Below are 17,638 nucleotides of genomic sequence, written 5' to 3'. Positions count from 1 at the left end.
GGCGGCGCAGCCGCCGACGGAAGCCTGCTTCTGGCCAGAACCCTGCCGCGAGATGTAATCGCGAAAACTGATGCATTCGACGTCTGATTTGACGCAGACCTCGCCGGCAAAACGCTCCAGCGCGTTCCAGTAGGCGCCGTCATTCATCAGCGCGAAATGGAAGCCGAGTTGCAGCGGAACGCGCTTGCCCCGGTATTGATCCTCGAAGGCGGCGCGGAAAGCCTGGTAGGTGCGGTCCGCGAACTCGCCTGCCTTGCTCGGCCGCTCGAAGCCGCCGGAATGCCTGACATAGAGATTGTAGTCCATGGCGATCACCGGCCGCGATTTCGGTCCTTCCGGGATCTGCGGCAGTGAAAAGCGCGCGAGGCCGGCGGTGGTCGGCGGCTGGACCGGGCCGCGCGAGACGCCGCTGGCGTCGAACCGGTAACCGGCGGCGGGCAGCGCCTCGTAGAGCGCCTTGCTCGTCGACAGATAGGGCGCGCGGAAGCCAACCACCGCATGCCGCGCGAAATCGCGCCAGCCGGTCGGCTCGGGCTCGATGCCGTTGTTCGCATAGGCGTTTTCGAGGATGTGCTCGAACGAGGCGAACTCCTTCAGCCAGTCGGCCTTGCTCCAGTCCTTGCCGTCGAAATGGCCGCAGCCATGACTGGCGATGTCATGGCCTTCCGATGCCGCAAGCCCGATCTGCTCCAGCCGCTGGCTCACTTCCTGCGTCGAGGCGGCGAAGCCGATGTTGGATTTGCCCGATGTCTTGCCCGGCGCGGTGTATTGGCTGCGCGTTTCGGGTGACAGCAGGAAGACACAGGAGAGGAAATAGGTGAAATGCGCTCCGGTGCGCTTCGCCAGCGCCCGGCTGCGCTTCCATTGCGAGATGTCGCGGGCGCTGTCGAAGGAGATGATGACGACCTGCTTCGGTCTTGCCGGCAAAGGCGCCCGCGAGCCGGGTGGATCGGCGAAAGCCGCACCGGCCGTGGCGAGCGAAGCGAGACAGAACGCGGCAACGCGAGACGAAAAGGATATTGGCAACAGCTACTGACCCCGGGCGGTTTTGGCCCCGCTATAGCGCAAATGTGGCGTGGGTGCGGTGGCCTTTTCGTCCGTTTGCCCCGCGAATAGGTGATTTTCCGGTCGAACCCCTTCCATGCCGACAAAATTTCGCTAAAACGCGGGCTCGCGAACGCTCCGGCCCGGGGCAGGAATGGTTTTATTGATGTCCGACGACAGTTTTATCCGTGAAGTCAATGACGAGATCCGTCGCGAACAGGCGCAGAAGCTGTGGGACCGTTTCGGCCCGGCCCTGCTTGTGGTCGCGGTGCTGGTCGTGCTCGGCACCGCCGCCTTCGTCGGCTACCGCTACTGGGACGAGACCCGCGCCAACCGTTCGGGCGATGCCTTCTCGCAAGCGTTGAAGCTGGCCAATGACGGCAAGAACGACGAGGCGCTGGCCGCGCTCGATCAATTGGAGAAGGATGGCTACGGCGCCTATCCGCTGCTCGCCCGCATGCGCGCGGCCACCGTCAAGGCCGACAAGGGCGACGTCGACGCAGCCGTCAAGGATTTCGACGAGGTGGCGGCCGACGCCGCCATTCCCCAGGGCATTCGCGACATGGCGCGGTTGAGGGCGGCGCTGCTGCTGGTCGATCACGGCTCCTTCGCCGATGTGTCGAGCCGCGTCGAGGCCCTGACCTCGGACACCAACACGCTGCGCCACACCGCGCGCGAGGCGCTCGGGCTGGCCGCCTGGAAGGAAGGCAAGACCCAGGATGCGCTGAAGCTGTTCGACCAGATCGCCGCCGATGACGGTGCCCCGCGCAACACCCGCGAACGGGCGACCCTGATGTCCGAGCTGATCCGCGGCTCGGGCAGTGCGTCGTGACATATGAGCTTCAAAGTCGCCATCATCGGCCGGCCTAACGTCGGCAAATCGACTCTTTTCAATCGGCTGGTGGGAAGGAAGCTGGCGCTTGTCGATGACACGCCGGGCGTCACCCGCGACCGCCGCGTCCATGCGGCAAAGCTTTACGACCTGCATTTCGACGTCATCGACACTGCGGGTTTCGAGGACGCCGCCGCCTCGACGCTGCCCGGCCGCATGCGTGCGCAGACCGAGATCGCTATCCGTGAGGCCGACCTGATCTTCTTCACCGTCGACGCCAAATCCGGCCTGTTGCCGGACGACCGGACCTTTGCCGAGATCGTGCGCAAATCCGGCAAGCCGGTCGTGCTGGTCGCCAACAAGGCCGAGGCGAAGGGCGCGCAGGGCGGCATGCTGGAGGCCTGGGAGCTCGGGCTTGGCGAGCCGGTTCCGGTCTCGGCCGAACACGGCCAAGGCATGCCCGACCTGCGCGACGCGGTGATCGCCGCACTTGGCGAGGCGAGAGCCTTTGGCGAAGATGAGGACGACGACGAGGAGATCGCCTCCAGCGAGGTGCTGATCGGCGAGGATATCGCCGATCCCGACGCCGACGAGGTGCCGGCCTATGACGACACCAAGCCGATGCGCATTGCCGTCGTCGGCCGCCCCAATGCCGGCAAGTCGACGCTGATCAACGCACTGATCGGCGAGGAGCGGCTTTTGACCGGACCGGAAGCCGGCATCACCCGCGATTCCATCTCGGTCGATTGGGACTGGCGCGGCCGCCGTATAAAATTGTTCGACACCGCCGGCATGCGCCGCAAGGCCAGGATCCATGAAAAGCTCGAGGTCATGTCGGTGCAGGATGGCCTGCGCGCCATCCGCTTCGCCGAGATCGTCATCATCGTGCTCGACGCCACCATCCCTTTCGAGAAGCAGGATCTCCAGATCGCCGACCTGATCATCCGCGAGGGCCGCGCGCCGGTGATCGCCTTCAACAAATGGGACCTGATCGACAATCCGCAGGAACTCTTGGCCGAACTGCGCGAAAAGACCGAACGGCTTTTGCCGCAGGCGCGCGGCATGCAGGCGGTGACGGTTTCGGCCGAGACCGGACGGGGCCTCGACAAGCTCATGGAAGCCGTCATCCGCACGCACAAGGTCTGGAACAGCCGCGTCTCGACCGGCAGGCTCAATCGCTGGCTGGAAGGCATTCTTGCGCATCATCCGCCGCCCGCGGTTGCCGGTCGCCGGCTGAAGGTCAAATATGTCACGCAGGCCAAGACGCGCCCGCCGGGCTTCGTCGTCTCGTGCTCGCGCCCGGATGCGATGCCGCAATCCTATGTCCGCTATCTCACCAACAGCCTGCGCGAAGCCTTCGACATGCCGGGCGTACCGATCCGCATGGCGTTGAGGACTTCGGACAATCCCTTTGCCGGCAGGGCCAAGAAGCGCTGACGTCCGGGGGAAGGGTGCCAACCCTTCGACGCGGTGTAGACCCTGGAATGACGAAGAGGGGTTGCGACCAGGGCCTAGGCGACCTTCAGCAGGTTCTCATCCGTCCGCGCGCCCTCCGGTAGTGCCTGCCGCGCCGCTTCCAGCAGGATATCGGCGAGGCGGGCGGCCACCGGTTCGGGTTCGGCATCCCTGCGGTGCAGGAACAGCGTCATCCTGGGCAGCGCCGGCAGACCGGCAATCTCCGGCGTCATCGCGCTGACGCTGGCCGGCAGGCCGATGTCGGTGCGGATCGTCAGCCCGAGCCCGGCTGCAACAGCCGCCCAGATGCCACCAAGGCTCGGGCTGGAGAAGGCCATGCGCCAGGGCAGGCCGGCGCGGTCGAGCGTTTCGGTTGCGACCGTGCGCAACAGGCAAGGTGCTTCCAGCGCCACCAGCGGCAGCGGCTCGCCATGGCGCAGGCTGGTCTCGATGCGCTTTGCCGGGCCGATCCAGCGCATCTGCACGTCGGCGACATGCTGGCTGTATGGCAGCGTCGCGCCGCTGTGCCAGGCAAGTGCGATGTCCAGGCTGCCCGAGATGATCCGCTCCGCGAGCTCATGGCTGCGCGCGATGCGGGCCTCGATCTTGACTTTGGGATGGGCACGGGCGAAGCGGCCGAGCACGTCAGGTAGCACCGCCTCGCCAAAATCCTCCTGCAGGCCGAGCCGCACCCAGCCTTCCAGCTCGACATCATGGATGGCGGCGGCCGCCTCGTCATTGAGCTCGACCAGCCGCCGCGCATAGCCGAGCATGGTCTCGCCAGCTTCCGTCAGTGCCAGCCCGCGTCCCGACTTGCGGAAGATAGGCGTCGCCGCCTGCTCCTCCAGTTTCTTCAACTGCGCGCTGACCGCCGAGGTCGAGCGGCCAAGCCGGTCGGCCGCCTTGGCGAAGCTGCCAAGCTCCATTCCGGTGACGAAGCTTCTGAGGACGTCGAGGTCGAATGTCACGCGTCGCATGATAATCCCGTTTTTTAGGATTGTGCGTCAAAAACTTCCTGATTTTATGGACAAAGCTATGGCGATAGACATGCGCCGTCAAGGCCGGTCACCGGGCCGCAAACGGGAATGAAACCATGTCCGCCATCGTCACCCGCACCGATTGTCAGTCGACGCCACGGGCCGAAGGCTCCGGCTCCAGGACCTTCACGCCCAATCACCGCTGGAAGGTGCTGGGCATCGGCGTCGCCGCCAATGCCGGTTTTTCCGCTACTTTCTCCGGCATACCGGCAACCGCGGTGCTGATGCGGCAGGGCTATCATCTCGGCAATGCTCAGCTCGGCCTGGCGCTTGGCCTTCTCGGTCTGGGCGTTGCGCTCAGCGAACTGCCCTGGGGCCTGCTCACCGATCGCTGGGGCGATCGCCGTGTGCTTTTGACCGGGCTCGGCGCCACGGCGGCGTGGCTGTTCCTGATGGCGTTGCTCATCGTTCCATCCTCGTCCGGCGAGCCGGGCGTTCATGTCCTGGCCGCTGCCTTGCTCGTCACCGGCCTGCTCGGCGGCAGCGTCAACGGTTCGAGCGGCCGCGCCATCATGGGCTGGTTCCGCGAAGGCGAGCGCGGATTCGCCATGAGCATCCGGCAGACGGCGGTGCCGCTTGGCGGCGGGCTGGGCGCTCTTGTCCTGCCCTCGCTTGCCGCCAGGCATGGCTTCGCGGCGGTCTATGGCCTGCTCGCCGCCTTCTCCGTGATCTCCGCCTTCTTCGCCTGGCGCTGGCTGCACGAACCGCCGACGCAGGGTTCGGCCGCGCCGACCGTTCTGGCCGGGCCCCCGCCGCTGCGCAATGTCGAGGTCTGGCGCATCGCAGCGGCCATCGGCCTGCTGTGCTTTCCGCAAGTGGCCGTACTCACCTTCGCATCGGTCTTCCTACACGACTTCGCCGGCATGGGGACCCTGGCCACCAGCGCAAGCCTCGCCGCCGTGCAGACCGGCGCCATGGCGATGCGCGTCTGGAGCGGCCGCTTCACCGACCGCCACGGCAACCGCCGGCCGTTCCTGCGCCTGTGCAGTGCGCTCAGCGCGCTTGCCTTCACGCTGCTCTGGCTGCTGGTCCTGGCCAGCCCGACCATATCAGGCGGCCAACCCGTCGTGATGGCCACGCTTCCCGTGATGCTGATTGTCGCAGGCATCCTGGTCTCCGCCTGGCATGGCGTCGCCTACACCGAGCTTGCCACGCTTGCCGGCGCTGGCCATGTCGGCACCGCGCTCAGCCTGGCCAACAGCTTCGTTTTCATAGGTTTCTTCCTGGTTCCGGTGGCCATTCCGGGGCTCTTGCATCTCTGGTCCTGGCCCGGCGTCTGGTTGTCGGCGGCGGCGTGCGCGTTGATCGCGTGGCCCATCTTCCTGCGGCCGGCCTCCATGTCCGTCCCGCCGCAAAACCGCCCCACTTCGCAACCACGAGCCTGAGCCGACCGGGAAAACCCGATCGAAGCTGTTAACGTCCCATCAAGGTTAATGCATCATTTTGCTCTCCAGTGGGGTCAGTAGCGTTCCTGGAGAGAGTTCCGTGCATCGACGTGTCTTGACGCGCCTTGTTGCCGTCGCCGGTGAGAAGAAACGCAGCCTCGTGGCACCTTTCATCGTCGGCCTCGGCATCTGGATCGGATTTCCGACGGTTTCCGCCTACCAGGATATGACGAGCCTCGTTTCCGGCCTCGAGGCGCCGACCCGCTGGAATTCCTATGTCGAGAAATCCGTCGCCGGATCGGTCCATGCCGCCGAGATGCCGTTTGTCGACGACGCTGTGACGGGTTCGCTCTCCGGATCGGGGGTGCGCCTGCCCGGCGTCGGCGCCGTCTCCTTTCGCGGCAAGGGCGGCAAGGTCAGCACGACGCCTGATGAGGACCGCATCGTGCGCGCCGACAAGAAGGGCCGCATCGTCCAGATCTCTCCCGTCGCCCCGCCGAAGAACTTCAACGCCGGCTCGATCTTCGAGCGCACCTCATCCCTGCTGCGGCCCAGCATGGACAGCGGCCTGAAGATGGCTTTCGCCAAACCCGAGATCAAAGGCAAGGAAATCCAGATCGCCGCGGCATTCCACGCGCGTGAGGACAAGAAGCCGGATCCCGGCGTGTCGCCCATGCTTGCCGCCCTGGTCAACAACGATCATCCGGATGTGCTGGCGACGGCCTATGCGCAGGCCGCGCCCGATTATGCCAAGGCGTCGCCCTTCGAGGCCCTGCTCCAGGACGAGGAGCCCAACAACGGCCGTTTCATCCCGCCGATGGCCAAGGGCGACCATTCGTGGATCCAGAATCCACTTCCGGCGAGCGTCTTCTCCAAGCCCGAGCAGAAATGCCTGGCCAACGGCATCTATTTCGAGGCGCGGGGCGAATCCGTGCGCGGCCAGGCCGCCGTCGCCCAGGTCATCCTCAACCGTGTCCGCAATCCGGCCTATCCCAATTCGATCTGCGGCGTCGTCTACCAGAACGACAGCTGGTTCAACCGTTGCCAGTTCTCCTTCGCCTGCGACGGCAGGAAGAAGCGCATCGACAACCCGGTCGCCTACAAGACTGCGCAGGACGTCGGCATGGCGGTGACCGCCGGCAAGGTCTTCATTCCCGAAGTCGGATCGTCGACCCACTATTATGCCAATTACGTCCATCCCAACTGGGCGCGCACGATGCAGAAGATGACCAAGATCGGCCTGCATATCTTCTATCGCACCTATGGCGGCGGCTGGAGCTGAACGCCCGATAGGCGTCCATATTTTTGCGCGGCTGCGCGGTCTCTCGAAGAGCCGTCGCGCGGAGGATTCGCGCAAGGCGTCCGCGTCGCCATGGCGGGCACGATGTCGCACCTCTATACTGCATTGATTTCATTGTATAAAATACATGGTAACGAACTTCCGCCCGTGGCTTGACGGGCGCAAACCCTCTAACTATGTTGCCGGCGACTTTAGAAGCGGACGGACGGTGACGGTCTGCCCGGGCAGGGGGGTTGCGATGGCCGATGAAACTGGGCCAGGCGGAACCGGAGAAACCGGCCGCGGCAAGCAGCACGAAGCCGCCATCCGCGACGACGAACTTGAGCGCCGCCGGCGTGAACTTGAAGCATCGCTTGCGACAAGGCGGCCGGACCGGCTCGAGGGGAAAGATGCGAAACCAGTGACCGGGTACGGTCAGGCACTCAAGCTGTCCAGCGAGTTCATCGCCGGGGTGGTGGTCGGTGCCGCCATCGGCTGGATCATCGACCGTCTGGCGGGGACATCGCCATGGGGTCTGATCGTGTTTCTGCTGCTTGGTTTTGGCGCGGGCGTGCTCAATGTCATGCGTTCGGCAGGCGTTGTGGCGGAATTCGGACAGGGCGACAAATCGCGCTCTGGCCGCGACGACAGCAAGTGACCGCTCTTCAGGCGGCATTTGGAAATAGCCGCCTTTCGACGGGCGGCATGGTAACAAGGCCGCATGCGGCACTGACGGGGTTTGAACGTGGCAGCTGACAAGGTCGATCCGATCCACCAGTTCCATATCAACAAGCTGATACCGATCGATATCGGTGGCTACGACTTGTCCTTTACCAATTCGGCGCTGTTCATGGTCGCGACCGTTGTCGTCGCTGCGGCATTCCTGTTTCTGACGACGTCGAGCCGCAGCCTCGTTCCCGGCCGGCTGCAATCGATCTCCGAAATGGCCTATGAATTCGTCGGCAACATGTTGCGCGACGCCGCCGGCACGCAGGGCATGAAGTTCTTTCCCTTCGTGTTTTCCCTGTTCATGTTCGTGCTGGTCGCCAACCTGCTTGGCCTGTTCCCGTATTTCTTCACCGTCACCAGCCACATCATCGTCACCTTCGGCCTCGCCGTCTTGGTTATCGGCACCGTGATTGTCTACGGTTTCGGCAAGCACGGCCTTGGTTTCCTCAAGCTGTTCGTGCCGCAAGGCGTGCCGGTGTTCCTGCTGCCGCTGGTGGTGCTGATCGAAGTGATCTCCTTCGTCTCGCGCCCCGTCAGCCTCTCGGTTCGTCTGTTCGCCAACATGCTCGCCGGGCACATCACGCTGAAGGTCTTCTCCGGCTTCGTGGTCAGCCTCTCGGCGCTGGGCGCGGTCGGCGTCGCTGGCTCGGTGCTGCCGCTGGCGATGGCCGTGGCGTTGACCGCGCTCGAACTGCTGGTCGCCTTCCTTCAGGCCTATGTCTTCGCGGTGCTGACCTGCATGTACCTCAACGACGCCCTGCACCCGGGGCACTGATAAAAAATTTCCGGCGCAAGAGTTTTCAACATTGCCGCCGGAATGGAATCGCAACGGAATTTCAGATCCAAAGGAGTTGAACAAATGGACGTAGAAGCAGCAAAGTACATCGGCGCCGGCATCGCTTGCCTCGGCATGGGCGGCGCGGGCATTGGCCTCGGCAACATCTTCGGCAGCTATCTCTCGGGCGCGCTGCGCAACCCGTCGGCCGCCGATGGCCAGTTCGGCCGTCTGATCTTCGGCTTCGCCGTGACCGAAGCTCTGGGCATCTTCTCGCTTCTCATCGCGCTGCTGGCCCTGTTCGGCTGAGCCCCTGTTTGGCTGAGCCGCTATTTGGCTAAGCTATGGGAAGATTGGACAGGCCGGCCGCGAGAGCGGCGGGTCTGATATCAGGGGATAGTCCATGTTCGTGACATCTGCCTTTGCGCAAGAGTCCGCGCCTGCCACCGAGGCTGGCCACGCTGCGACGGAAGGCGACACGCATTCCGGCACCAGCGTGCCTGCCGAGGCTCATGGCATGTTTCCGCCATTCGATCCGGCGACGTTTCCGTCGCAGCTTCTTTGGCTGGCGATCACGTTCGGGCTCTTCTACCTCTTCCTGAAGAGGGTGGTGGTGCCGCGCGTCGGCGGCATCATCGATGTCCGCAACGACCGTATCAGCCAGGATCTCGATCAGGCCGCGAAGTTGAAGGGCGAGGCCGACGCCGCCGTTGCTGCTTACGAGCAGGAGCTGGCGGAAGCCAAGAAAAACGCCAACGCCATCGGCCAGCAGGCCAATGACGCGGCCAAGGCGGAAGCCGAGACCGCGCGCAAGAAGATCGAGGCCGCGCTCGACGAGAAGCTCGGCGAGGCCGAGGCGCGCATTTCTTCCATCAAGGCCAACGCCATGAAGGAAGTCGGCAGCATCGCCGAGGACACTGCCTCGGCGATCGTCGAGGCGCTGGTCGGCGGCAAGGCCAGCAAGGCCGAGATTGCGGCCGCGGTCAAGTCCGTGGCCGGGTGAGGAGCGCATCATGGACGCCACATCTCTTGCAACGCTCTGGGCCACGATCGCCCTGGTCATCTTTTTGGGTATCGCCATCTACATCAAGGTGCCCCGCCTGATCGCCAAGGCGCTCGATGCCCGCGCCGCCAGGATCAGCAGCGAGCTTGACGAGGCGCGCAGGCTGCGCGAGGAGGCCCAGCAGTTGCTTGGCCAATACCAGCGCAAGCGCAAGGAAGCCGAGCAGGAGGCCGCGGACATCGTCGCCGCGGCCAAGCGCGAAGCCGAACTGCTCGCCGCCGAGGCGCACAAGAAGACCGAGGACTACGTCGCGCGGCGCACCGCTCTTGCCGAACAGAAGATCGGCCAGGCCGAGCGCGAGGCGATCGGCGAAGTGCGCGCCAGCGCCGTCGACATCGCCGTCGAAGCCGCTCGCACGCTGCTCGCCGGCAAGATCGACGCCAAGGCGGGAGCCGACCTGTTCAAGACCTCGCTCGCCGATGTGAAGGCGAAGCTGAACTGAGTTGAAAACAACAGAAATGAAAAAAGCCGCCTGGGAAACCCGGCGGCTTTTTTGTTGTGGCGCGGAGGTCAACGCTGCCGATCTCCCCTCTCGTGGGGGAGATGCCCGGCAGGGCAGAGGGGGGCGCGAAGGAACGCCAGCGCTCGATTCAAAATCAGCTGAATTGGGTGCCGATAGTGCAGGGAACCTGGGCAAGACTAACTGATAGGCTGGAGGGACAGCGCCCCCCTCTGTCCTGCCGGACGTCTCCCCCACGAGGGGGGAGATTGGCTGTCACCGCCGCTTTCGCCAATCCTACCAACGCAAGATAGATCGAGCCGCCCTAATCCAGCCCGGCGAAGCTCTCTTCTTCCACCACCTCGGCACCTTCAAGCCTGAATGGCGCGAACGACACGCGGTGCAGCCGCGCCACCGGCCCGTGCGTCTCGATCGCGGTGCGATGGCGGACCGTGGCATAGCCCATATGCACTTCGAAGCCATAGTGCTGGTGATGGCTGCCGCAGCCGCACATCATGCGGTCGCGCATCACCTTGGCGACGATCGAGGCGGCGGCGATGGATTGCGAGCGCTGGTCGCCCTTGATCAGCGCGCGCCCCGTGCAAGGCAGGCCCGGCGGCACGTCGCGCCCATCGGCAAGCGCGAGCTTCGGCTGCACCGGCAGGCCGGCGACCGCACGGCGCATCGCCTCCAGGCTCGCCTTGAGGATGTTACTGCCGTCAATGCCCTCGGCGCTGACCGAGGCCATCGACACGCCGAGCGCGGAGCCGATGATGCGCACGAACAGCGCCTCGCGTTGCAAATGGCTGAGCCGTTTGGAATCGTCGAGGCCGTCGGGGATGTTGGCAGGGTCGAGCACGACCGCAGCCGCCACCACCGGTCCGGCCAGCGGGCCGCGTCCGGCCTCGTCCATCCCCGCGACCGGCCACAGGCCTTCGGCCATCGCCTTCGTCTCGAAGGAGAAATCGGGTTTCTCGACGATTTCGAAGAGAGGCGGAGAATCAGAACGCGCGCGAGCCATGTTGCGGCGAGGTTCGCATCGGCTCTGATTCTCCGCAAGTCCCTCCGGGTCGGGTGGGGCGCCGGACCGGGAGGGCACCGTCTGCAGGCCGGGGCAGGCCGGACGGGATTTTTTCGCCACGGCGGCAAACAGCCGCGGTCGTTCAAAGCAGCATCAACTGCTCCTGGTCCTTGCCGGCGGCGACGAACTGGTCGGTCCGCAGCGTGCGCCGCTCGGCATTGAGACCGAGCCGCTTGGCGGTGATTTCGAAGCGCCGGCCGATCTGCCAGGCGTAAGGACCCGCGCCCTTCATGCGCTTGCCCCATTCCGAATCGTAATCCTTGCCCTCGCGCATCGAGCGGATCAGCGACATCACATGGCGATAGCGGTCGGGATAGTGGCGCAGCAGCCAGTCCTTGAAGATCGGGCTGACCTCGAGCGGCAGGCGCAGCACGACATAGCCCGCCTCGCGTGCGCCGGCATGGTGCGCCGAATCGAGGATGCGTTCCATCTCCTGATCGGTCAGCCCGGGGATGATCGGCGCGACCATGACCGAAGCAGGGATGCCGGCATCCGCAAGCTGCCTGATCGCCTCCAGCCGCTTGGCCGGCGTCGAGGCCCGTGGCTCCATGGTGCGCGCCAGCATGCGGTCGAGCGTGGTCACCGACAACGCCACCTTGGCGAGGCCCCGTTCAGCCATGCGTGACAAGATGTCGATATCGCGCGTCACCAGGGCGGATTTGGTGACGATGCCGACCGGGTGGCCGCGCGCCTCCAGCACTTCGAGGATCTCGCGCATGATCCGGTACTGCTTCTCGATCGGCTGGTAGGGATCGGTATTGGTGCCGATGGCGATGGTTCGCGGCTGGTAACCGTCCTTCGACAGTTCCTTGTCGAGCAGGCGCGCCGCGTCGGGCTTGGCGAACAGTTTGGATTCGAAATCCAGCCCCGGCGACAGGCCCATGAAACTGTGCGTCGGCCGCGCAAAGCAATAGACGCAGCCATGCTCGCAGCCGCGATAGGGATTGATCGAGCGGTCGAAGGAGATGTCGGGCGATTCATTGCGGGTGATTATGGTACGCGGCTTCTCGACCTGCACCTCGGTCTTGAAGGGAGGCAGTTCCTCCAGCGAGTTCCAGCCATCGTCGAAGACATGCCGGCTGACCGGCTCGAACCGGCCGGACGGGTTGATGCCTGCCGACCGGCCGCGGTTGCGGTCCGGACGCACGCGCATGCCGCTCTGCTCGATCATAGCATTGGCTATTTCGGCTCGTCCTGCTCCGAAGGCGGCAATGTCGGCGCGCATGATCGGTTCCATCTTCGCCCGCTCCCAGGGACTGTCCATGTTGTTTCGAATCGCTCTGCTCATGAATTTAATCCTATTTGCCGAACGAGAACAAAGCAAGAACTTTCTATGGTGCGCCGCAAAAACTGGCGCTGCGTTCCGCTTTCCGCTATTCGGCAAATGATGCTCACCGTTCTCATAGAGACCCACAATGACGAGGAGGGCCTCGCTCGCACCCTGGCGACGCTGATCGGCGGCGCGGTCGAGGGCGTGGTGCGCGAGGTCATCGTCTGCGACACCGGTTCCACCGACCAGACTCATCGCGTCGCCGAGCATGCCGGGTGCCAGTATGCGACCGACGGCGTCGCGGCGGCCATCCGGCACGCGAAAGGCGATTGGCTGTTGCTGCTGGAACCGGGCGCGCGGCTGGTCGACGGATGGATCGACGAGGTCGTTGCGCATACAGCGAGGCAAACCATGGCGGCGCGGTTTTCACGCACACGCGCCGGCCGCGCGCCATTCCTGGCCCGGATCTTCTCGGGAAACCGTGCCTTGGCCGACGGGCTGCTGATCAGCAAGCGCCAGGCCGCGTCCTTGTCGAAAAAAGCCGGCAGCGCCGAGGCCCTCGCACGCGGCCTGGCGACCAAGCGGCTGGATGCCGAAATCTGGGCCGCTCCGGCAAAACAAGAGCACCGCCTGTCCAAATGATTTTGCAGCTGCTCTGTCTACGTGCGTTGCACATGTGACGCGCAGCTAGTTTCCGATCACGCGGGTGGCGGCGCGCCGGCCGCGGCTGATGATGGAAGTGGTTTCGGTGTCTCGCGGTCCTCGCGCCGGCGCTTCCACGGCGAGCCGGTCATTCGCTAAAACGCATCTCGACAGGCATCCAGCGAAGACGACGTCTGGCTTGACGCTCTGCCTTGCTTTCCGCGTCGTAGTCGACCGGGATCGGTTCCTGACTGAACGACCTTTGATCGTCCAGGGCGTTGATGATGACGATTGCCCTGGCATCGTCCTCTCCGGCGATTGCGGCGGTATAGACACCGCATTCACCGCAGATCAGGTAGTCGGCCGTCCCCAATCCAAAACGGTATTTCTTCAATCGCTGGATGTCCTTGACCCAGATGTCCAGCCTGCCGTCCGGATCGGCGACGGCGCGCGAGCCATGCTTGGTACAGAACGAGCACTGGCAGGCGCGAACCTCGATTGTCGATGGATCGAGCTCGGTTGAAAATCGAAGGCGTATGTTGCCGCAATGGCACCCACCATTATGCACTGTCATCGCGTCCGCCCGTCTTCAACGGCGATGGCCGCCGCCGCGAGACGATACGTCCTGCCGCATCCGGTTTGGAATGGTCTTTCGAAGGCGAAGGCGGTGTTCTGCCTGGCAAACGCGGCGTGAAACCAGCGCCTTGCCTTCACGGAGCCGACATGCCGCGCCGCAGGTGCTCGTTCAGGCGCGGCATGATCTCGACGAAGTTGCAGGGCATGTGCCGGTAGTCGAGCTGCGCCTTCAAGATGCCGTCCCAGGCATCCTTGCAGGCGCCGGGCGAGCCCGGCAGCACGAAGACGAAGGTGGCGTTGACGACGCCGCCGGTCGCCCGGCTCTGGATCGTGGAGGTGCCGATCTTGTCGTAGGAAATGCGGTGGAACACCTCGGAAAAACCATCCATGCGCTTTTCGAAGATCGGCTCCAGCGCGTCCGGCGTCACGTCGCGCCCGGTGAAGCCGGTGCCGCCGGTGGTGATGACCACATCGATCCCATCATCCTTCGACCAGCCGAGCACCTTGTTGCGGATCTTGTCTCCATCGTCGGTGACGATATCGCGCGCGGCAAGGATGTGGCCGGCTTCCGCGATGCGGTCGGCCAGCGTCTGGCCGGACCTGTCGTCGGCAAGGCTGCGCGTGTCGGAAACGGTCAGCACCGCGATGCGGACCGGAATGAAGGAACGGCTCTCGTCAGTCCTGGCCATGGGCATCTGCCTCCGCCGTCATGCTGCGCGTCGCGGCGACGAACCAGTCGGGTTGCCGGGCGCGGATGTCCGCGGCCGCGCGCTTGGCGACATTGCCGGTCTCGAACAGGCCGAAGCACGTGGCGCCGGAACCCGACATGCGGGCACAACCGGCCCCGGCCTTGTTCAGCACCGAAAGTGCCTTGCCGATGGCGGGCTCGATGGCGCGGGCCGCCGGCTCGAGATCGTTGCGCGTTATCTCCAGCCAGTTGCGCAGGCCGTGGAAGTCAACCACATGCGGCAGCGGCGGCAGCGCATCATTGTCGCGCCGCGACAGCGCGTTGAATACGTCGGCGGTCGAGACCGCCTTGCCGGGATTGACCAGCACCAGTCCGAGCGCCGAGAAATCAGGCACGATCGACAGCTCCTCGCCGATGCCGCGTGCAATCAGCGGCCTGGCTGCCAGACACATGGGAATATCGGCGCCAAGCGAAAGCCCGATCCGCGCCAGCGCGACATCGTCGATGTCGAGTTGCCAGCTTGCCGCAAGCCCGCGCAGAACTGCTGCCGCATCGCTCGACCCGCCGCCGACGCCGGAAGCGACGGGCAGGTTCTTTTCGAGCTTGATGGCGACCGGCGGGGTGCCGCGAGGACCGGCTGCCTGCCGCAGCGCGTCACGCGCCCTGAGCACCAGATTGCTGCCGTCGACGGGAACATCCGGAGCGTAGCGGCCGGACACGCTGAAATCGTCTCGCTCGGCAAGCGCGATCTCGATCCTGTCGCCAAAGCGCGTGAACACCGCCAGGCTTTCGATCAGATGATACCCGTCATCGCGCCTGCCGGTGACATGCAGAGCGAGGTTTATCTTGGCGGGCGCCGGCCATATCCGGACGCGCTGGCCGGATTCCAGGCTCTCGATTGCGAGTGAAATGAGGATCAGTCCTTGGCCAGCCGGTACTCGCCGGTCTTCGGATCCTTCACCAGCGTCCCCATCGCGCCGTTTGCCGTCTGCTTTTCGGTGCGCCGCACCTTGGCGGTTACACGCTCGGCCTCGCGGATGAAGGTGCGGTAGCCAAAATAAGCGGCGATCCCGACGACGGCGAAGAAAATGATCTGCGGCATATCAAAACTCCTCCCACGCTGGGCCGGCGAAGGGCGGCCGGTCGGGTCGGTTGGCGCATGTCGTCCAAAGGCGGTTTCTGGAGAAAAACGACATGCATGGAACTTCGAGGTTCATGCTAGACGGTTTTGCCGGGTTTTCAAAGCCCGAAGCGCGCCCACAAAGCGCGCTCTTGCGCCGCATCGATCACGCCGCCGGTGGCAGCGGCGGCAATATCGGGCGCCGAAAATCCCTTGCTCGAGCCGAACAGCCCGAAGCGGCCGAACAAACCGCGCGGCGCCGAGATCAGCTTGAGTTGGGTTTTCGCCCCGAACCGCGTCTTGAGCACGGATCGCATGTCGCCGAGCGCATCGACAAGCCCAAGCTCCAGGCCGCGCTTGCCGGTCCAGAACAGGCCCGTGAACAGGTCGGGATCGTCCTTGAGCTTGGTGCCGCGCCGCTCCTTGACCAGATCGATGAAGGTTTCGTGCACTTCGAGCTGCAGCGCCTTCAGCCGTTCGATGTCTTCCTTTTTCTCGGGCTTGAACGGATCGAGCACCGACTTGTTCTGCCCTGCCGTGTGGACGCGGCGCTCGACGCCGATCTTCTTCATCAGCTCCGGGAAGCCGAACGAAGCCGAGACCACGCCGATCGAGCCGACGATGGACGATGGATCGGCGAAAATCTCGTCGCCGGCGACCGCGATCATGTAGCCGCCCGAGGCAGCGACGTCCTCGACGAAGACCAGCACCTTTCTGTTCTTCTCGATCGCCAGGTCGCGGATACGCTTGAAGATCAGCCGCGACTGCACCGGCGAGCCGCCGGGCGAATTGATGGAGATGGCGATCGCAGGCGCGTCGAAGGAAAACGCCTTTTCGATCAGCCCGGCGGTGGAGGCAAGCGACAGGCTGGGACGGAACGGGCCGCCGCCCGCCAGGATGGTGCCGTGCAACCGGATAACCGGAATGGTGACGACCGTGGAACGCCAGGATTTCGGCAGCAGGCGGTTGAAAAGGCGTTTCACTGAGGTCGATCTCCGCTCGATGGGTTGCCAGCATGTAGGAATTTCAAGGCCAACGGCAATGCCGCGGCCATCGCGGCCAGGTTGTGTTCAATCTCCGAACAAGGAGGCGAGGCCGTTGTTGATCATCTCCGTCCGTTCCGACGGGCCGTCGCCCGTCTGCGCGTGAAGCATCAAAGGCGGCCGGATAGCGAGTTTGCCGCGCGCCCCGAGCGTTGCCCTGACGATCATGCGGATCGCCGCGGCATCGGGACGGGGATGCACGGCCAGCATCTCGGCGTCGCCGAAACGGCCCGCGATCGCATCGAGAAGCGAACCGAGTTGCTCGGGCCGCGCGATGACGGCAAGCCCGCCGCGCGGCCTGACCACTGCTGCGGCACTGCGGATCCAGCCCTCTAACAGCCCGTCCTCCATGACATGCGCTTCCTTTCTCAAGCGCTCGGGCGTGGCGCGGTCCTGCGCGGCGTTGAAGGGCGGATTCATGATGACGAAATCGAAATCATTGTCGCCGAGGCCGGCCGCCGTCCTGGCGCGGCCCGAAAGCGCGACATTGGCGACGAGCACCGAAGCGCGGTCGACGAGGTGAGCGTTGCCGGGATGCGCGAGCGTGGCCGCGGCGAAAGCCGCCATTTCCGGCGCGCGTTCGACCAGCACGGCCCGGGCCGTCGGGCAGCGCGCCAGAACGGCAAGTGCCGCGGCACCGGCGCCGGCGCCGAAATCGGCGAGACGCCCGCCGAAGGAGGACGGCACGGCAGCCGCCAGCATCATGGCGTCCATGCCGGCGCGATGGCCGCCATGCTTGGGCTGCACCAGCCAGAACCGGCCGCGATGGAAGGCATCGACCGTGTGGGCTGGCGTGTCCGGGGCGAGGGCGGCTGGCGCGGCGGACATTATTTTTGGCGGATCTCGTTGGCGATGCCGGCATCCGTCAGGATGCGCCGCGCCGCGTCGGCCTTGTCGGCGTCGACCATGACGCGCCGCGGCAGGATGCCGAGCGAGCCGTCGAGCACGCTCATATTCTGGTCGGCCACGAAGCAGCCGATGCCGGCATCGCGCATCAGCGATTCGACGAAGGAGATGATGACCGCGTCGTTGGTGCGAATGAGCTCTATCATCTGACGAAACTCTCAGTTTGCCGCGTTCATGTAAACGCATGCGAGGCCCGAAACCAGAGAAGCCGCGCCAATTCGCCACTTGCCGTGGCCGCGTTCGCCGCCCTAGAGTCCGTAACGGAACTAAGGGT

General features: G+C 64.8%; 20 protein-coding genes and 1 pseudogene. 10 read left to right on the top strand and 11 right to left on the bottom strand.

Annotated features, from left to right (window positions below; translation table 11 throughout):
- Positions 1-9: 9 nt before the first annotated feature.
- Positions 10-1,020: pseudogene (locus LB541_RS01910) on the bottom strand (polysaccharide deacetylase family protein); the annotation flags it as partial.
- A gap of 190 nt (positions 1,021-1,210) precedes the next feature.
- Between LB541_RS01910 and LB541_RS01905 the strand changes: the two are divergent.
- Both LB541_RS01905 and der read left to right on the top strand, forming a co-directional pair.
- The gene (locus tag LB541_RS01905; protein WP_140514747.1) at positions 1,211-1,876 is read left to right on the top strand and encodes a tetratricopeptide repeat protein; all 666 of its coding nucleotides are present in this window, start codon (positions 1,211-1,213) and stop codon (positions 1,874-1,876) included.
- A 3-nt stretch (positions 1,877-1,879) separates the two neighbouring features.
- The gene (gene der, locus LB541_RS01900; RefSeq protein ID WP_140497954.1) at positions 1,880-3,313 is read left to right on the top strand and encodes a ribosome biogenesis GTPase Der; all 1,434 of its coding nucleotides are present in this window, start codon (positions 1,880-1,882) and stop codon (positions 3,311-3,313) included.
- A 74-nt stretch (positions 3,314-3,387) separates the two neighbouring features.
- On the opposite strand, the gene LB541_RS01895 is transcribed toward der, so the two are convergent.
- Positions 3,388-4,308, bottom strand: coding sequence for a LysR substrate-binding domain-containing protein (locus tag LB541_RS01895; protein WP_140497956.1), 921 nt, complete (start codon positions 4,306-4,308; stop codon positions 3,388-3,390).
- 116 nt (positions 4,309-4,424) lie between these two features.
- Between LB541_RS01895 and LB541_RS01890 the strand changes: the two genes are divergently transcribed.
- The 7 genes from LB541_RS01890 to LB541_RS01860 all read left to right on the top strand — a co-directional run bounded on the left by LB541_RS01890 (position 4,425) and on the right by LB541_RS01860 (position 10,041).
- Positions 4,425-5,753, top strand: a complete 1,329-nt coding sequence (locus LB541_RS01890) for an MFS transporter (protein ID WP_140559352.1) — start codon at positions 4,425-4,427, stop codon at positions 5,751-5,753.
- 100 nt (positions 5,754-5,853) lie between these two features.
- Positions 5,854-7,035: a cell wall hydrolase gene (locus tag LB541_RS01885; protein WP_140559353.1), complete on the top strand. Its 1,182-nt coding sequence runs from the start codon at positions 5,854-5,856 to the stop codon at positions 7,033-7,035.
- 256 nt (positions 7,036-7,291) lie between these two features.
- Complete coding sequence (locus tag LB541_RS01880; RefSeq protein ID WP_140498124.1) at positions 7,292-7,690, top strand: AtpZ/AtpI family protein; 399 nt, start codon at positions 7,292-7,294, stop codon at positions 7,688-7,690.
- 87 nt (positions 7,691-7,777) lie between these two features.
- Complete coding sequence (locus LB541_RS01875; RefSeq protein ID WP_140497962.1) at positions 7,778-8,536, top strand: F0F1 ATP synthase subunit A; 759 nt, start codon at positions 7,778-7,780, stop codon at positions 8,534-8,536.
- 84 nt (positions 8,537-8,620) lie between these two features.
- A complete protein-coding gene (locus LB541_RS01870) occupies positions 8,621-8,845 on the top strand; it encodes a F0F1 ATP synthase subunit C (protein ID WP_140497964.1) in 225 nt (74 codons plus the stop codon).
- Positions 8,846-8,939: 94 nt separating this feature from the next.
- Positions 8,940-9,539 (top strand): F0F1 ATP synthase subunit B, encoded by a 600-nt coding sequence (locus tag LB541_RS01865; RefSeq protein WP_140497966.1) that lies wholly within the window; start codon positions 8,940-8,942, stop codon positions 9,537-9,539.
- A gap of 10 nt (positions 9,540-9,549) precedes the next feature.
- Positions 9,550-10,041 carry a F0F1 ATP synthase subunit B gene (locus tag LB541_RS01860; protein ID WP_140514758.1) on the top strand — a complete coding sequence of 164 codons (492 nt, stop codon included), beginning with the start codon at positions 9,550-9,552 and terminating at the stop codon, positions 10,039-10,041.
- 322 nt (positions 10,042-10,363) lie between these two features.
- On the opposite strand, the gene LB541_RS01855 is transcribed toward LB541_RS01860, so the two are convergent.
- The gene (locus LB541_RS01855; RefSeq protein ID WP_140514759.1) at positions 10,364-11,059 is read right to left on the bottom strand and encodes a ribonuclease HII; all 696 of its coding nucleotides are present in this window, start codon (positions 11,057-11,059) and stop codon (positions 10,364-10,366) included.
- A 142-nt stretch (positions 11,060-11,201) separates the two neighbouring features.
- On the bottom strand, positions 11,202-12,356 hold the full coding sequence (locus LB541_RS01850) for a PA0069 family radical SAM protein (protein ID WP_140559479.1): 1,155 nt from the start codon (positions 12,354-12,356) through the stop codon (positions 11,202-11,204).
- Positions 12,357-12,506: 150 nt separating this feature from the next.
- On the opposite strand from LB541_RS01850, the gene LB541_RS01845 reads away from it, so the two are divergent.
- Positions 12,507-13,031 (top strand): glycosyltransferase, encoded by a 525-nt coding sequence (locus LB541_RS01845; RefSeq protein ID WP_224617875.1) that lies wholly within the window; start codon positions 12,507-12,509, stop codon positions 13,029-13,031.
- Positions 13,032-13,179: 148 nt separating this feature from the next.
- On the opposite strand, the gene LB541_RS01840 is transcribed toward LB541_RS01845, so the two are convergent.
- The 7 genes from LB541_RS01840 to LB541_RS01810 all read right to left on the bottom strand — a co-directional run bounded on the left by LB541_RS01840 (position 13,180) and on the right by LB541_RS01810 (position 17,510).
- Positions 13,180-13,605: a GFA family protein gene (locus tag LB541_RS01840; RefSeq protein WP_224617681.1), complete on the bottom strand. Its 426-nt coding sequence runs from the start codon at positions 13,603-13,605 to the stop codon at positions 13,180-13,182.
- Positions 13,606-13,741: 136 nt separating this feature from the next.
- Entirely contained in the window at positions 13,742-14,296 is a 555-nt protein-coding gene (moaB, locus tag LB541_RS01835) for a molybdenum cofactor biosynthesis protein B (RefSeq protein WP_224617680.1), read from the bottom strand.
- A complete protein-coding gene (locus LB541_RS01830; protein ID WP_140497978.1) occupies positions 14,283-15,185 on the bottom strand; it encodes a 4-(cytidine 5'-diphospho)-2-C-methyl-D-erythritol kinase in 903 nt (300 codons plus the stop codon). Before LB541_RS01830 ends, moaB begins: the two co-directional genes overlap by 14 nt.
- Positions 15,186-15,211: 26 nt before the next feature.
- Complete coding sequence (locus LB541_RS01825) at positions 15,212-15,397, bottom strand: hypothetical protein (RefSeq protein ID WP_140497980.1); 186 nt, start codon at positions 15,395-15,397, stop codon at positions 15,212-15,214.
- A 137-nt stretch (positions 15,398-15,534) separates the two neighbouring features.
- The gene (locus LB541_RS01820) at positions 15,535-16,398 is read right to left on the bottom strand and encodes a S49 family peptidase (protein WP_140497982.1); all 864 of its coding nucleotides are present in this window, start codon (positions 16,396-16,398) and stop codon (positions 15,535-15,537) included.
- Between the two features lie 87 nt (positions 16,399-16,485).
- Positions 16,486-17,286, bottom strand: a complete 801-nt coding sequence (locus LB541_RS01815) for a methyltransferase (RefSeq protein WP_224617679.1) — start codon at positions 17,284-17,286, stop codon at positions 16,486-16,488.
- A complete protein-coding gene (locus tag LB541_RS01810) occupies positions 17,286-17,510 on the bottom strand; it encodes a DUF2007 domain-containing protein (protein ID WP_135901951.1) in 225 nt (74 codons plus the stop codon). Before LB541_RS01810 ends, LB541_RS01815 begins: the two co-directional genes overlap by 1 nt.
- Positions 17,511-17,638 lie beyond the last annotated feature (128 nt).

This window comes from Mesorhizobium sp. BR1-1-15, from assembly GCF_020165475.1.
Taxonomy (GTDB): Bacteria; Pseudomonadota; Alphaproteobacteria; order Rhizobiales; family Rhizobiaceae; genus Mesorhizobium.
The sequence above is the reverse complement of the archived record's forward strand: the minus strand, read 5'-3'. Positions and strand labels throughout refer to the sequence as shown.